Genomic DNA, 15,274 nt, shown 5'->3' with positions numbered 1-15,274 from the left:
CAACGGCGAGCGACGGGTCAGGTGCGGAGGGCCTGGACCGCTGCCTCCAGTCGCTTGCCGTAGTCGGGGTCCGCGCGGCGGAAGTTGTCGACGGCGCGCTCGACGACGTCCTCGCGGGAGACCTTGGCGATGAAGCCCGCCAGGTTGTCGATCAGCCGGGTCTTCTCGTCCTCGGACATGAGCCGGTACAGGGTGCCCGCCTGCCCGAAGTCGTCGTCCTCGGCGTGCGCGGGCGCGGCGGAGTACCGGGTCGCGCCGGACACCTCGACGGGCTCCCACAGCGGGCGGCCGGTCTCGGCCGGGCCGCCGAAGCTGTTCGGCTCGTAGTTCTTGGCACCCTGGTGGCGGCCGTCGTAGAGGGCGCCGTCCCTGCTGTGCGTCCGCGCCTCGGTGGCGTGCGGACGGTTGACCGGCAGGTGGTCGGCGTTGACGCCGACGCGGTAGCGGTGCGCGTCGCCGTACGCGAACAGGCGGCCCTGGAGCATCTTGTCCGGGGACGGGCCGATGCCGGGCACGAAGTGCGCGGGGCTGAAGACCGACTGCTCGACCTCGGCGAAGACGTTCTCCGGGTTGCGGTTCAGCTCCAGCCTGCCGATCTCGACCGGCGGGTAGTCCGCGTGCGGCCACACCTTGGTGAGGTCGAACGGGTTGAAGCGGTACGTGGCCGCGTCCGCCGCGGGCATGATCTGCACCTGTACGGTCCAGGACGGGAACGCGCCGCGCTCGATCGCCTCGCGCAGGTCGCGCTGGTGGGAGTCGGGGTCCATGCCCGAGACGCGCACGGCCTCCCCGGTGGCGAGGTTCCTGATCCCCTGGTCGGTCTTGAAGTGGTACTTGACCCAGAAGACCTCTCCGGCCTCGTTGTTCCACTGGTAGGTGTGCGAGCCGTAGCCGTTCATGTGCCGGTAGCTGGCCGGGATGCCGCGGTCGCCGAAGAGCCAGGTCACCTGGTGTGTCGACTCCGGGCTGAGCCCCCAGAAGTCCCAGACGTTGTCCGCCTCCTGGGAGCCGGTGTACGGGTCGCGCTTCTGGGTGTGGATGAAGTCGGGGAACTTCAGGGCGTCCTTGATGAAGAACACCGGGGTGTTGTTGCCGACGAGGTCGTAGTTGCCCTCCTCGGTGTAGAACTTCAGCGCGAAGCCGCGCGGGTCGCGGACGGCGTCGGCCGAGCCGAGGTTGCCCGCGACGGTGGAGAAGCGCAGGAACGTCTCGGTCCGCTTGCCGACCTCGGACAGGAACTTCGCCCGCGTCCAGCGCGAGACGTCCCGGGTCAGCGTGAAGGTGCCGTACGCACCGGCGCCGCGCGCGTGCACGACCCGCTCCGGGATGCGCTCGCGGTTGAAGTGCGCGAGCTTCTCCAGCAGGTGCTGGCTCTGGACGAGCACCGGGCCGCCGAGGCCCGCCGTCTCGCTGTTCTGGTTGTCCGCGACCGGCGCTCCGGCCTCCGTGGTCAGCGCACTCGTGGTCAGCGGACCCGTCTCCTGAACCGTCACGTGCTTCTCCTCCAGATCGTCCGGCCCCCCGGCATGCCCATCGGCTCGCGCCGGAGCCGATCCTACTCTGGACAATGTCTAAGTCAAGAAGAGAGCCAATAGAGGATGGGGGTCAGGAACAGACCCTTTCGATCCAGGTTGCCCCGCTGTTACCCTGGCTCGCATGAGCGACCTGCTGGAACGACTGCGCGAACGCGGCTGGCGGCTGACCGCCCAGCGGCGCGTGGTGGCGGAGGTCCTCGACGGCGACCATGTCCATCTCACCGCCGACGAGGTGCACGCGCGTGCCATCGCACGGCTGCCGGAGATCTCCCGCGCCACCGTGTACAACACGCTGGGCGAGATGGTGAGCATCGGCGAGATCATCGAGGTCGCCACCGACGGCCGCGCCAAGCGCTACGACCCCAACGCGCACCGGCCGCACCAGCACCTGGTCTGCTCCCGCTGCGGCACCATCCGCGACGTCCACCCGCACGGCGACCCGCTCGCGGCCCTCCCCCCGACCGAACGCTTCGGCTTCGCGGTCCAGGCGGCCGAGGTCACCTACCGGGGACTGTGCCCGGACTGCTCGTAGGCACGGTCCGCTCGCAGGCCCTGCCGCCGATCCGCTCGGCGGCCCTGCGTACGGCCGGTTCCGTACGGGTCCTGCCGACCCACAGGGTCTCCACCGGGACATCGGCCGGCACCCGGGCCAGCGCCTCGAACACCTCGCGCGCCACGCCCGGATCGGGGTCGGTCGCCAACGGGCCGAGCAGGCCGACCAGTTCGGCGGGCTTGGCCAGCCGTCCGATCGCGCGGGCGGCGGCCCTGCGCACCATCGGCGGCCAGTTCTCGGCATGATCGCGCTCGCGGGGTCCGAGCAGCCGGGTCAGCAGCGCCGCGTCGGAGGCGTCCCCGCACTCCCCGAGACCGGCCGCCAGTCCCGCGACGAGCCGGGGCGCGGTCGTCCTGCCGACCTTGCGGAGCTGCCTGCGGTAGACGTCGGCGGGCGGCTCCCCGCGCCGGTACAACTGCCAACGGGCCTGCGCCCGTACCATCCTGGCCCGGTCGGCCAGCGGCGCGACCAGCCGCGTGGCAGGCACGTCGCCGGGCAGCGCGGCCACCGCCAGCTCCCGTACGCCCGCGCCGCGCGCCCACATCAACCGGCCCGCCTGGTCGGGGTCGAGCTCCAGCAGCCGCTGCGCGCAGAGCCTGCGGCAGACCTGGTCGCGGTCGTGCAGCGCGGTCCGCAGCAGGTCGCCGCGGACGTAACTGCCGAGGTCCAGGGCGAGTTCGACGCCGAAGCGGCGGGCCAGCGGGTCGGAGTCGGCGGCCAGCGCCCGCACGGCGCGGCGGTGCGGAGGCTCGCTCAGCACCGCGCGGTACGAGGCGAGCAGCCCGCCCGCCCGGCGCCTGCCGCCGAGCCTGAGCAGCACGCGGACGGCAGCGGCCACCTCGTCCGGCGCGTTGCGGGCCACCAGGGCGGCGGTGGCGCGCTCGCTCACCTCCGGCACCCAGTCGACCGTCCGCAGGGCGAGCGCGGCCACGGCCAGCGGCCCGCCGCACCCGGCCAGGCTCTCGACGGCCCCGGCCCGCACCCGGCCGTCCTCGTCGAGCGAGGCCAGCAGCAGACGCAGCGGATCGACACCGGCGTGGCCGCCGGCGGCCCAGCGGTGGGCGCCGCCGCCGTGCCAGGGCCTGGCGTGCCGGTCGAGCAGCAGCAGGAGGTCCGCGGGAGCGTCGCCGAGCGCGGCGAGCGCGGCGGCCCTGTCGTACGGCGGTCCGTCCTCGACGACGGCGCGCAGGCCCGCGAGCAAGGTCACCGCGTCCTCGCGACGCCCGCCGAGCGCGGTCTCGCACCAGCGCTGCCAGCGTCCCGTGTCCACCACGGTGACACCCGCCTCGGATCGCCCTCGCCGCCTGCGCAGCAATCCCGCCTCCTCGCCCGTCGTACCCGACCAGGATCGCGCGCGAAGGTGCCGCGCCCAAGACGGTTCGGCGGGTCTTTGCCCGAATAAGAAGCCCGCACAAGGAGACTAAGAGAAAGCGCGCGGTGCCGCCGCGCGCGCAGCGCCCAGCGACCCGGCCCCGCAGCCCGGCCGACGACCGGTGTCGCACAGGAAGAAGGCCCGGAAGCCATTGGCTTCCGGGCCTTCTCTTTCCGTAGCGGGGACAGGATTTGAACCTGCGACCTCTGGGTTATGAGCCCAGCGAGCTACCGAGCTGCTCCACCCCGCGTCGTTGTGCCCTCACTGTAGACCAGCGTTCCTGACCAGCGCAAATCCATAGGCGGGCGGCCGTCGCAGCGGGTGGCCATTCCGGCTGAGGGGTGCCCCGGGCGGGGCGCCCCTCAGCCGGAAACGGTCAGGAACCGTACGGATGACCTGGTCAACCGCCGCTGACGACCGTCGGCTCACGCGGTCAGCTCGTGCTTGACCGCGGCGGTCAGCCGGGCCGCGCGCTCGGCGACCTCGGCGGGCCCGTAGGTGACCGCGCGGGAGCACCAGTGCTGCGCCTCGGCCAGCTCGCCGCGCCGGGCGGAGAGCAGCGCCATCCGCAGGGCGGCGCGGCCGTGCCCGGCGTCCGCGGCCCGCGTCCACCACAGGGCGGCCTCGGGCTCGGCGCCCTCGCGGGCCAGCAGCAGCCCGAGGTTGAAGGCCCCGTTGCGCGAACCGGCCTCGGCGGCCTGCCGGTACCAGTGCGCCGCGTCCACCACGTCCCCGCGCTTGGCGGCGCACATGCCGAGCCGTACCTGGGCGCGGCGGTGCCCCTGCCGGGCGGCCCGCTCGTACCACTCCTCGGCCTCGACGCTGCCCGTGGCCTCCGCGCCCGCGTCGCCCTCGTCCCGCTCGCGCTGCCTGCGCTCCAGGAGCGCGCCGAGCCGGAAGGCGGCCTCCGGGCTGCCGCCGCCCGCGGCGCACCGCAGGTGCCGCTCGGCGGCGTGGTGGTCGCCGTCGCGCTGGAGCGCGATGGCCACCTGGAGGGCGGCCTCGGCGTGCCCGGCGGCGGCGGCCCGCTCGTACCAGGCGCGCGCGGTGTCGGCCTCCTCGCGCCCGGCGTGCAGGATGCCGAGGTTGAAGGCGGCGTCGATGCTGCCCGCCTCCGCGGCCTTGGAGAACCACGGCTCGGCGCCCATCGCGTCGCCGCGCTGGAGCAGCAGCACGGCCAGCGCGTTGGCGGCCTCGCGGTGCCCGGCGTACGCGGCCTTGCGGTACCACTGCTCGGCCTGCGCGTTGCGGCTCTGGCCCGCGCAGAGCAGGCCGAGGTTGTAGGCGCCGTTGATGTCGCCCGCGTCCAGGGCCGTGCGGTACCAGCGCTCGGCGGTCTGCGTCTCGCCCTCCTGGGCGTGCAGCGCGCCGAGCGCGTTGGCGGCCTGGCCGTCGCCCGCCTGGGCGGCGCGCCGCCACCAGGTGGCGGCCTGGTCGATGTCGCCCGCGTCGCGCAGCAGGAACGCCAGCGCGCAGGCGGCCCGCGCCTCGCCGTCCCTGGCGGCCGTCAGATACCAGCGACCCGCCTCCGCCTGCTCGCCGCGCTCCTCCAGGAGCGTGCCCAGGCGCAGCGCGGCCCGCCGGTGGCGGCGCGCGGCGGCCTGCCGGTACCACTGCTCGGCCTCGTGGTTCTGGCCGCGCGCGGCGCATATCCGGGCGAGGCGGTACGCGGCCTCGCGGTGGCCGTGCTCGGCCGCGGCGCGGAACCAGCGCTCGGCGCCGCTCTCGCGCCGGTGGTCGAGCAGGTCGGCCAGCGCGTACGCGCCCAGCGTGTGGCCGGACTCGGCGGCCTGCCGCAGCCAGTACTCGGCCGCGGGCTCGTCGCCGCGCTCGCGGTAGTGCCGGCCCAGCGCGTGCGCGGCGGGCGCGGAGCCCGCCACGGCGGCGGTCCGCCACCAGTCGGCCGCCTCGTCGGCGTAACCGCGCTGGTGCAGCAGCAGGGCCAGGTTGTTGGCGGCGGCGCGGTCCCCGTGCGTGACGGCGGCGCGCAGGTACGGCTCCGCGCCGTCGAGGTCGCCGCGGCGCAGCAGCAGCGTGCCGAGCGCGCTCATGGCGTACGGGTCGCCGAGGTCGGCGGCGTGCCGGTGGCGCGCCTCGATCTCGGCCTCCTCGCGGAGCGCGAGGCCGTCCTCGTCGGTCGGTTCGGGAAGCCCGGGCAGGTCGTTGAGCCCGGCGGCCGGGGCCGGGGCCACGGCGGGCCCCAGGGACCGGGTGGCCACCGTCCCGGTGGACGCGGTGAGTTCGGCGGACGCGGGCTGCTCAGCCGACGGGCGCGGTGCGGGCAGCAGCGCGGTCGCGGTGACGGGCACGGTCGCGGACGCGGTCACGGGCGTCGAAGCCGACTCCTGGGCCAACCTTTCGGTCGACATGTCGACATCGCCCGTAGAACCACGCCGTTCGTGGATCTGACGAGTGTTCAGCAGTCTTGCACCATCCCCCATGAGGTCCATCGTCGCACCGTCCACTACCGCCGTACACCTGGTATACCGCAACCCGATTGGTCACTTCAGCGGTTTGTCGACTTCCCGACAAGGCGGCTTGCGAAACCCCGTTCACCGAACATCCCCCATATAAGTGAAGAGGGCCAAAGTCAGTTGACTTTGGCCCTCTTCGTACAGTAGCGGGGACAGGATTTGAACCTGCGACCTCTGGGTTATGAGCCCAGCGAGCTACCGAGCTGCTCCACCCCGCGTCGTTGTGTCCTCACCGTACCACGACGCGGAGTGTCACCCGATCAGCCCGCTTGTCGACCCATCAGGTCGATCGGCCCCGTCTTATGTCCCCTTGGCCGCCTTCTCCGCCTCCCGCGCCTGCTTCAGCGCCTCGGAGAGCTTCTTCTGCGCCTCGCCGTACGCCTGCCAGTCGCCCTTCTTCAGCGCCGCCTGACCGTCGTCGTACGCCTTCTGAGCGTCCGTCAGGGCCTGCTCCAGCGTCGCGTCGCCCGGTGGGCTGGTGGTCGGCGGGCTGGTCGTCGTCGGCGGCTGCGTGGTGTCGTCCGGCGGCGGCTTCGTCGTCGACTCGCCGTCGGGGCCGAACACCTCGTCCAGCGCGGCCTTCAGCGTGGGCTGGAAGCCGATCCGGTCGCCGAAGAGCACCACCACGCTCTTCATCAGCGGGTAGTTGTTGCCCGCGCCGCGTACGTACACCGGCTCCACGTACATCAGCCCGCCGTCCATCGGCACGGTGAGCAGATTGCCGTACTCCACGGTGGTGTCCGCGCCCGCCCGTTTGAGCTGGTTGATCTGCGGCGCGACCTTGTTGTCGGAGTTGAGCTTGGCCTGCACCTGTTTGGGCCCGTCGACCGTGGTGTTCGGCGGCAGTTGCAGCACTCTGATCGTGCCGTAGTCCTTGCTGGACGCGTCGGCGTTCACCGCCATGAACGCGCTCAGGTTGGAGCGGTCGTTCGGCGTGAAGGTGGACGTCAGCGAGAACGCCTGCTCCGACTGGTCGGGCATCTTCAGACTCAGGTAGTACGGCGGCACCGCCTTGCCCGTCTGGGCGGCCGGGTCGTCCGGGACCTCCCACACCTCACTGCCGGTGTAGAAGGTGGACGCCTTGGTGACGTGGTACTTGGTGAGCAGTTGCCGCTGCACCTTGAACAGGTCCTGCGGGTAGCGCAGGTGGTCCATCAGCTCGGCGCTGATCTTGTCCTTCGGCTGCACCGTGTGCGGGAACGCCTTCATCCACGTCTTGAGCACCGGGTCCTGGGTGTCCCACTGGTAGAGCGTGACCTCACCGGTGTACGCGTTCACGGTCGCCTTGACCGAGTTGCGGATGTAGTTGACCTGATTCTGCTGCGCGATGACGGACCGCTGGTCGTCGGTGAGCGAGTCGGTCGTGGTGTCGCCGAGCGTGGTGCGCGACGCGTACGGATAGCCGTTGGTGGTGGTGTACGCGTCGACGATCCACTCCACCTGGCCGTTGACCACGGCCGGGTACGGGTCGCCGTCGATGGTCAGCCAGGGCGCGACCGACTCCACCCGCTCCTTGGGAGTGCGGTTGTAGAGGATCTTCGAGCCCTTGCCGATCGCCCCCGAGTACAGGATCTGCGGCTCGCCGAACTGCACCGCGTACGCCGCCCGCGTCAGCGGGTTGGACAGGTCCACGCCGCTCTTGCCGGTGTACGTGAACGGTTTCTCGCCGCCCGCGTCGGTGTAGTCGATCTCCTGGGTCGGGCCGCCGACGATCGAGTACTGCGTCGTCCGCTCGCCGTAGTAGACCCGCTGCTCGTACGTGCCGAGCTGGCCGGTGGTCGGCAGGTCCTTCTCGGTGAAGGCCGGTGAGCCGTCACCGGACACGTCGGTGCCCTTGGCGGCGACGATGCCGTAGCCGTGGGTGTACTTGAAGTGGTCGTTGATCCAGTTGTTCTCGGGGATGCCGTTGATGTTCAGCTCGCGCAGGCCGACGACCGTGTCCTGCTCCTTGCCCTTGGCGTCGCTGTAGCGGTCGACGTCGAGCGTGGAGGGGAAGGCGTAGTAGCCGCGCGTCTGCTGCAACTGCTGGTACGTGGGCGAGACCACGTTCGGGTCCAGCACGCGCACGCTCGCCGTGGTGTCCGCGTCGGCCCGCAGCTTTTCCGTACTGGACTCGCTGGTGCCGCTGTACGGCTTCACCTGGCTGTCCTTGATGCCGTACGCGGCCCGCGTGGCATCGATGTTCTTCTGGATGTACGGCGCTTCCTTGGCCGCCTCGTTCGGCTGCACCTGGAACTTCTGCACGATGGCCGGGTAGAGGCCGCCGATCAGGATCGCCGAGAGCACCATCAGGCCGAAGCCGATCATCGGCAGCGACCAGGTGCGGCGCCAGAGGGTCGCGAAGAACAGCAGCGCGCAGATCACCGCGATGCAGAACAGGATCGTTTTGGCGGGCAGATACGCGTTCGCGTCCACGTACCGCAGACCGGTCCAGTTGTCGGTGGCCTTGAAGCCGCTGGACTTCACCGCGAGGCCGTAGCGGTCCAGCCAGTAGGCGACCGCCTTGAGCGAGATGAAGATGCCCAGCAGGACCGACAGATGCCCGGTGGCGGCGGCCGTGGCCCGGCCGCCGGGCGAGGTGATCCGCAGCCCGCCGTACAGGTAGTGCACCAGGGCGGCGGCGACCAGCGAGAGCACCACGGCCGCGAAGCCGAAGCTCAGCAGGAAGCGGTACCAGGGCAGGTCGAAGGCGTAGAAGGACACGTCCTTGTGGAACTGCGGGTCCTTGACGTTGAACTTCGTGGCGTTCGTCCACAGCAGCCACAGCCGCCACTGCCCCGAGGCCGATCCGCCGGCGATGAGCCCGACCACCGCGCAGACCCCGAGGAGCACCCACTTCTTGTACGGCGCGAGACCCATCCGGTAGCGGTCGAGGCTCTGCTGCTCCAGCGACATCGCGCTGAGCGGCGGGCGGAGCCGGTGTGCCAGATAGATGTTCACGCCGACCGCTCCGGCCATCAGCAGGCCGAAGACGAAGAACAGACCGACCTTGGTCCAGAGCGTGGTGGTGAAGACCGACGAGTAGTGAACCGATCGGTACCAGAGCCAGTCGGTCCAGAATCCCGCGAAGATCACGAACGCGATCATCAGACCGGCGAGCACGCCGATCGTGATGAGCAACGTCCGGGTCCGCCGGGATGGGCGGCCGACTCTGATCCGTGGCCCCGACGATCCTCCGCCGCGGTCCGGCATCTCGAATACCAAGGTGCGCACCTCGAATTGTCCGTATTTCTGGGGTGTCCCGGGTCGGACTCCCACTGGTGCAACTTACCTACGCTTTGGCCGGTTCCCGATTCCGGCAAGGGAAGAGGCAGGATACTGACCATGTCCAACAATGCGACCGATGGTGCACCGCTCGCGGCGAGCCCGCTGACCCGTGCCGTACTGGAAATCGACGAGTACGCGTCCGGCCTCGGCTGGGACCGGCCCGCACGGCTGTTCGCCCTTGTCGACACCGCGCAGCTCCGTACGCAGGAACCCGGCCTCGCCGATCAACTCGGCCTGACCGAGACGAACGAGACGGGGTCGCTGACCCCGATCGAGCAGGACGAGCTGCCGTCCGGCACGGCGCTCGACGAGTTCCTGGCGACGATCGCGTGGCCCGAGGTGATCGCGGGCTGCGCGCTGACCGTGGAGCGGCTGATGCTGCCGCCCGCCGCCGAGGCGGCCATTCCCGAGGGCCTGGACGACGCCTCGCTGGCCACGTGGGTGGCGGCGCATCCGCAGCGCCAGGAGGTGCGGATGACGGTCGCGGTGCTGCGGGACGGCGCGCGGGAGTCGGCCGTACGGCTGCGGGCCAAGGACACGCCGACCGAGGTGCTGACCGGTTCCGATCTGGTGCCGGGTCTGGCGGAGGCGCTGTCGGCGACCTTCGAGGTCTGAGCGGACCGGGACTGCGCCGGTCTCAGCTCTTGCAGCTCGGCAGCGCCGCGTCGTTGCCCGACTTGATGTCCTTCAGCGCCGCCAAGGCGTCGTCGAGGGTCTTCACCTTCACCAGGGTGAGGCCCGAGGGGATGCTCTTGGCGGCCTCTTCGCAGTTGTCGGCCGGGGTGAGGAAGAACTGCGCGCCCTTGTCGCGCGCGCCGATCGTCTTCAGGCTGATGCCGCCGATCGGTCCGACCTTGCCGTTGTCGTCGATGGTGCCGGTGCCCGCGACGAATTTGCCGCCGGTCAGGTCGTCGGGCGTCAGCTTGTCGATGATGCCGAGCGCGAACATCATGCCCGCGCTGGGTCCGCCGACGTCGGCGAGCTTGATGTCGATGGTGAACGGGTACAGGTGCTCGACGCCCGCCTGGATGCCGACCACGGCACGCGACGGGCCGCCGTCGTCCGAGGCGCGGGTGGTGATGGTCACCTTCCGCGTGGTGTCCAGCTTCTTCTTCGCGTCGGCGGCCGGGATGATCGTGAAGACCACCTTCTCGCCCGGCTTGTGCTTGGTGACCAGGCCCGCGACCTGGTCGGCCTTGGTGATCGCGGTGCCGTCGACGGCCTTGATCACATCGCCCGCGTGCAGTTCGCCTTCGGACGCCCCGCCGCTGACGACGGCCGCCACGATCACCCGTGAGGGCACGGGGATCTTCAGCGAGGTCAGCGCCGCGTACTTGGCGCTGTCCTGTGACTGGCTGAACTCCTCGGCGTTCTGCTGGTCGGCCTCCTGGGCCGTCTGCCCCTTCGGGTACAGCGTGTCGTGCTCCACGACCTTGTCGTCCCGCCGCGCCCAGCCGAGCAGGGACTCCACCAGGTTCATGGAGTAGTCGGCGCCGGTGACCCGCACGGTGGTCATGTTGAGGTGACCCGACGTCGCGTACGTCTTGTGGCCGCCGATCTGGATGACCATTTCGCCGTCGTAGCTCCCGAGCGTGTTCACCGTCGGTCCCGGCGACATCTCCGAGTACGGTGCGGGAGCCAGCAGCGCGATGCACAGCAGCGCTATCAGCGTCAGTGTCGAGGCGAGCAGCGTCGCGGTGCGGCGTGGCATGGCACGACCCTACGGGAACCGCCGGACAACCGGCCCGCGGGGTGAGTCCGGACGGGTACGCGGCCGTGCGGCGCCTGTTGTGCCGTCCCGGTGCCCGGTCCTCAGACCGTCTCGGTGTCCGGCTTCTCCGCCGACTCGGCCTGCATGGCCTGCCGGAACCGCTCGTACCCGGCGAGCGACGCGCCGTCCCCGGTGGTGCGGGTGTGCGACGCCCAGCGTGCCCAGACCGCGGCGAACACCGCGGCGACCAGCGGAATGAGCAACCAAGCGAGTGCTGCCACGTCGAACTCCCGACCCCACGTACACCAAAACGGACGTATGAGCAGATTAACCGCTCTGTGCACCAACGGCCCGGTGGGGTACGGGGTTACGCCCCCGCGCGTCGCTCACGATCCGCCGGACAGGCCCTAGACGCCGACCCATTCCTCGGTGCCGTCGGTGAACGTCTGGTGCTTCCAGATCGGGACCTCGCTCTTGAGGTCGTCGATGAAGCGGCGGCTGGCCTCGAACGCCTCGCCGCGGTGCGGGCAGGAGACGGCGACGATCACCGCGATGTCGCCGACCCGCAGTTCACCCACCCGGTGGACGGCGGCCAGCGCGCGTACCGGGTAGTCGGCGGCGATCTTCTCGGCGATCCCGCGCAGTTCGGCCTCCGCGCTGGGGTGCGCCGAGTACGCCAGACCGGTGACCTCGGCGGCCGAACCGCCGTCGTGGTCGCGTACCGTCCCGACGAACAGCGCCGTGCCGCCGGCCGCGTCGTCGCCGACCGAGGCGAAGACCTCGTCCAGCGACAGCGGGGTGTCGCGGATCGCGAGCAGCCGGATCGGACCGTCGGCGGCCCGGGCGCGGTCGGCGGGGGCGGCGTGTTCGTCGTGCGTGGATGCCATGCGGCACATGCTGCCTCATATGCCCGCGATACGGAAAGTGGCTTCCACCGCCGCGGGGCGACGGACACGCCTTCGGATCTATCGGATCTAGAGGCCGCGCCGCTTGCGGGCCCTGCGCACCAGCGCCGCCGTACCGACCAGCGCGACCGTGGCACCCGCCGCGCCCAGCGTCGTGGCGTCCTTGCGGCCGAGCCTGCGGCCCGCGAGCGAATTGCGGCCCTCGACCTCGGCGAGCAGCTCGGCCAGCACCTCCTCGTTGGACCACTGCGGGCGCCAGCCCGCCTCGTGCAGGCGGCTGCCGCTGACCACCCACGGGTGCATCGTGTACGCGAGGTCCCCCGCGGGCGACGGGGTCAGGCCGAGGCGGTGCAGCCGGGCGGCGGCGCCGAAGGCGATGGCCGCGGGCAGTTCCATGCGCCGGATCCCGGTCAGCTCCTCGATCTCCTCCTGCTCCAGCCAGCCGTCGCAGCCCACCGCCATCTCGCCGTCGACCTTCTCCAGGACGGCGTACTCCAGCGCCGACACCAGGTCCTCGACGTGGCAGAACTGCCAGCACGGCCTGCTGCCCGCCACCACCAGCAGCCGCGGCGACTCGAAGTAGCGGGTCAGCGCGGTGTCCGTGCCGCCGACCAGGACGGCCGGGCGCAGAACCGTCACATTGAGGCCGGGGTGGGCGCGCGGGGCACGGCGGCCGAGCCGTTCGATCTCCAGCAGGTCGTCCACGAAGCTGGCCTCCGAGGTGGCCCGCAGCGGGGCGTCCTCGGCGAGCGGCACGTCGTTGTCGGCCTGGGCGCCGTAGACCATCGCCGAGGTGCACAGCACCACACGGTGCACGCCCGCGGCAGCGGCGGCGGTCAGTACGGTCTGCGTACCGCGCACATTGAACGCGGACCGCGCCTTGGCGTCGGATTCCAGGTCCAGGTCGAGCGCGAGGTGGACGACGACGTCCGCGCCGCGCAATTTGTCGGCGATGACCGGGTCCCGCACGTCGAGCACCCGCCAGGTCGCACCGCGCACGTCACCGCGCCGTTCGTCGATCGCCACGACCTTCTTGACCTGGTCGGATTCCACGAGCCTGAGCGCCAGCTGGCGGCCCACGCCGGACGCGGCGCCGGTGATCGCGACCACCGGTCCCGACGCGGCCCTGCCCGCGCTCCGCTCTGGGCGAACGTGTCCTTCTGGGGAACTCACCGGGTGTCTCCCACGGTTGTTTCAAGTACGGGTGCGGCTGGCGCACGCCATCGGCGTGACGTCGGTACGCAGCCATCCTGCCTGACACGTGTCTAGGCTGGAGGTACTGCCCGTACACCGAGCCCGACACAACCCCAGCCCATCACAACACAGAGCCGAGGAATCCCGTGAGTGACAACCCATTCGGATTCGGCGTCCCTCCCGAGGAGCCCGAGGACGGGGACGACGGCCGGAAGAACAAGGGCGAAGGGGGCCAGGGCGGAGCGCCGAACCCGTTCGGCTTCGGTGGCGTCGGCGGCGGCGCCGCCGGCGACAACCCGTTCGCGGCGATGTTCGGCTCGCTCAACCCCAACGACCTGGGGGCCGCCTTCCAGCAGCTCGGCCAGATGCTGTCCTACGACGGCGGCCCGGTGAACTGGGACATGGCCAAGGACATCGCCCGCCAGACGGTCGCCCAGGGCACCCAGGACGGCGTCAAGGACGCGACCGTCGGCCGCGCCGACCGCTCGTGGGTCGAGGAGGCCGTACGGCTGGCGGATCTGTGGCTGGACAGCGCCACCTCGCTGCCGTCCGGGTCCGGCTCCGCGGTGGCCTGGAGCCGCGCGGAGTGGGTCGAGGCGACGCTTCCGGTGTGGAAGGAGCTGGTCGACCCGGTCGCCGAGCGCGTCGCCGGGGCGATGGGCGATGTGCTGCCCGAGGAGATGCAGGCCATGTCCGGCCCGCTGATCGGGATGATGCGCTCGATGGGAGGCGCGATGTTCGGCTCCCAGATCGGGCAGGCGCTCGGCACCCTGGCCGGTGAGGTCGTCGGCTCCACCGATGTCGGCCTGCCCCTGGGCCCGGCGGGCAAGGCGGCACTGCTCCCCGCGAATGTGACCGCCTTCGGCGAGGGCCTGGGCGTCCCGCAGGAGGAGGTGCGGCTCTACCTGGCGCTGCGCGAGAGCGCCCACCAGCGGCTCTTCGCGCATGTGCCGTGGCTGCGCGCGCATCTGTTCGGCGCCGTGGAGGGTTACGCGCGCGGGATCAAGGTCGACACCGCGCGGCTGGAGGAGGCGGTGGGGCAGCTCGACCCCTCGCAGCCCGAGCAGCTTCAGGAAGCGCTTCAGCAGGGCATGTTCCAGCCCGAGGACACCCCGGCGCAGAAGGCGGCGTTGGCCCGCCTGGAGACGGCCCTCGCGCTCGTCGAGGGCTGGGTGGACGCGGTCGTGCACGAGGCCGCCGCCCCGCACCTGCCGTCCGCGGGCGCGCTGCGCGAGACGCTGCGCCGCCGCCGCGCCACCGGCGGTCCCGCCGAGCAGACCTTCGCCACCCTGATCGGTCTTGAGCTGCGGCCCCGCAGGCTGCGGGACGCCTCCCGGCTGTGGGCCTCGCTGACCGACGCCCGCGGTGTCGACGGCCGCGACGGCCTGTGGGCGCACCCCGACATGCTGCCGACCGCCGCCGACCTGGACGACCCGGACGGCTTCGTGCACAGCGAGGGCGTCGACTTCTCCGAGCTGGACAAGATGCTCGGCGAGGCCGCGAGCGGCGGCGACCGCAAGCCCGAGGCGCCCGGCGACGCGGCCGACAAGGGCGAGAACCCCGACGAGGACGGCGACTCCGGCAAGTGAGCCTTCTGCACGCGGACGCGGTCGGCGTCCTGGAGCGGTGGAGTGCGCCCGACGAGGGGCAGGAGCGGCTGCGCGAGGAGTATCTGGCGCACCTGGCGGCGTATCCCGACGGCATGTGGAAGGCGTGCGCCGACGGGCACATCACGGCGAGCGCGCTGGTGGTCGACCCGCCGCGCGAGCGCGCCCTGCTGACGCTGCACGCCAAGCTGCGCCTGTGGCTCCAGACCGGCGGCCACTGCGAGCCGCAGGACACCACCCTGGCCGGGGCGGCGCTGCGGGAGAGCGCGGAGGAGTCCGGGATCGCCGGTCTCGGCCTGCTGCGGCCCGAGCCGGTGGCTCTGGACCGGCACCGTACGCCCTGCGCGTGGCATCTGGACGTGCAGTACGCGGTCGTCGCCCCCGAGGGCGCCGTCGAGGCGATCAGCGACGAGTCGCTGGATCTGCGCTGGTTCGGCTACGACGAGGTCGCGGCGGTCGCCGACAGCTCCGTACAGGCGCTGCTGGGCCGGATACGCGCGCTGACGCGGAGCGCCTGACACGGGCCGGAAAGAGGTGGGGGGGGGGGGGCCCCGGGGGGGGGGGCGCCCCCCGTTGTTTGGGGTTTTGACGGCCGGGGAGGACCAAGGGGGGGGGGCGCCGGAGGCGGGGGGGGGTTGGTCCCGAGGTTGGAAGGG

General features: G+C 71.7%; 12 protein-coding genes and 2 tRNA genes. 4 read left to right on the top strand and 10 right to left on the bottom strand.

The window, feature by feature from the left end:
- Window positions 1–17: 17 nt before the first annotated feature.
- Entirely contained in the window at window positions 18–1,469 is a 1,452-nt protein-coding gene (locus ACIO6U_RS35545) for a catalase (RefSeq protein WP_391044803.1), read from the bottom strand.
- A gap of 187 nt (window positions 1,470–1,656) precedes the next feature.
- Between ACIO6U_RS35545 and ACIO6U_RS35540 the strand changes: the two genes are divergently transcribed.
- Window positions 1,657–2,067, top strand: a complete 411-nt coding sequence (locus ACIO6U_RS35540) for a Fur family transcriptional regulator (RefSeq protein WP_355347371.1) — start codon at window positions 1,657–1,659, stop codon at window positions 2,065–2,067.
- On the opposite strand, the gene ACIO6U_RS35535 is transcribed toward ACIO6U_RS35540, so the two are convergent.
- The 5 genes from ACIO6U_RS35535 to ACIO6U_RS35515 all read right to left on the bottom strand — a co-directional run bounded on the left by ACIO6U_RS35535 (window position 2,033) and on the right by ACIO6U_RS35515 (window position 9,126).
- Window positions 2,033–3,361 (bottom strand): HEAT repeat domain-containing protein, encoded by a 1,329-nt coding sequence (locus tag ACIO6U_RS35535; RefSeq protein ID WP_401725527.1) that lies wholly within the window; start codon window positions 3,359–3,361, stop codon window positions 2,033–2,035. The two genes, ACIO6U_RS35540 and ACIO6U_RS35535, sit on opposite strands and share 35 nt — an antisense overlap.
- A 275-nt stretch (window positions 3,362–3,636) precedes the next feature.
- Window positions 3,637–3,710, bottom strand: a tRNA-Met gene (locus ACIO6U_RS35530).
- Window positions 3,711–3,885: 175 nt separating this feature from the next.
- The gene (locus ACIO6U_RS35525; RefSeq protein ID WP_401725524.1) at window positions 3,886–5,829 is read right to left on the bottom strand and encodes a tetratricopeptide repeat protein; all 1,944 of its coding nucleotides are present in this window, start codon (window positions 5,827–5,829) and stop codon (window positions 3,886–3,888) included.
- Between the two features lie 249 nt (window positions 5,830–6,078).
- Window positions 6,079–6,152: transfer RNA gene (locus ACIO6U_RS35520), tRNA-Met, on the bottom strand.
- Between the two features lie 82 nt (window positions 6,153–6,234).
- Entirely contained in the window at window positions 6,235–9,126 is a 2,892-nt protein-coding gene (locus ACIO6U_RS35515; protein ID WP_401725600.1) for a UPF0182 family protein, read from the bottom strand.
- Window positions 9,127–9,258: 132 nt separating this feature from the next.
- Here ACIO6U_RS35515 and ACIO6U_RS35510 point away from each other — a divergent pair, with 132 nt between their 5' ends.
- Window positions 9,259–9,816, top strand: a complete 558-nt coding sequence (locus tag ACIO6U_RS35510; protein WP_355347380.1) for a PPA1309 family protein — start codon at window positions 9,259–9,261, stop codon at window positions 9,814–9,816.
- Between the two features lie 22 nt (window positions 9,817–9,838).
- Here ACIO6U_RS35510 and ACIO6U_RS35505 read toward each other — a convergent pair whose 3' ends face one another.
- From ACIO6U_RS35505 to ACIO6U_RS35490, 4 genes are all read right to left on the bottom strand, one after another.
- Complete coding sequence (locus ACIO6U_RS35505; protein ID WP_355347383.1) at window positions 9,839–10,912, bottom strand: S16 family serine protease; 1,074 nt, start codon at window positions 10,910–10,912, stop codon at window positions 9,839–9,841.
- Window positions 10,913–11,013: 101 nt separating this feature from the next.
- Window positions 11,014–11,193, bottom strand: coding sequence for a hypothetical protein (locus ACIO6U_RS35500; protein WP_355347386.1), 180 nt, complete (start codon window positions 11,191–11,193; stop codon window positions 11,014–11,016).
- A gap of 126 nt (window positions 11,194–11,319) precedes the next feature.
- A complete protein-coding gene (locus ACIO6U_RS35495; protein WP_401306525.1) occupies window positions 11,320–11,799 on the bottom strand; it encodes a molybdenum cofactor biosynthesis protein MoaE in 480 nt (159 codons plus the stop codon).
- An 87-nt stretch (window positions 11,800–11,886) separates the two neighbouring features.
- Complete coding sequence (locus tag ACIO6U_RS35490; RefSeq protein WP_401725520.1) at window positions 11,887–12,990, bottom strand: SDR family oxidoreductase; 1,104 nt, start codon at window positions 12,988–12,990, stop codon at window positions 11,887–11,889.
- Window positions 12,991–13,157: 167 nt separating this feature from the next.
- Between ACIO6U_RS35490 and ACIO6U_RS35485 the strand changes: the two genes are divergently transcribed.
- On the top strand, window positions 13,158–14,600 hold the full coding sequence (locus ACIO6U_RS35485) for a zinc-dependent metalloprotease (protein ID WP_355347395.1): 1,443 nt from the start codon (window positions 13,158–13,160) through the stop codon (window positions 14,598–14,600).
- Window positions 14,597–15,136: an NUDIX hydrolase gene (locus tag ACIO6U_RS35480; RefSeq protein WP_355347398.1), complete on the top strand. Its 540-nt coding sequence runs from the start codon at window positions 14,597–14,599 to the stop codon at window positions 15,134–15,136. The genes ACIO6U_RS35485 and ACIO6U_RS35480 overlap by 4 nt, the downstream gene beginning before the upstream one ends.
- The last annotated feature ends 138 nt before the right edge of the window (window positions 15,137–15,274 follow it).

It is taken from the genome of Streptomyces sp. NPDC087422 (assembly GCF_044744145.1).
Classification (GTDB): domain Bacteria; phylum Actinomycetota; class Actinomycetes; order Streptomycetales; family Streptomycetaceae; genus Actinacidiphila.
Note: the sequence above shows the minus strand (reverse complement) of the source record. Positions and strands in the feature narration are given on the sequence as shown.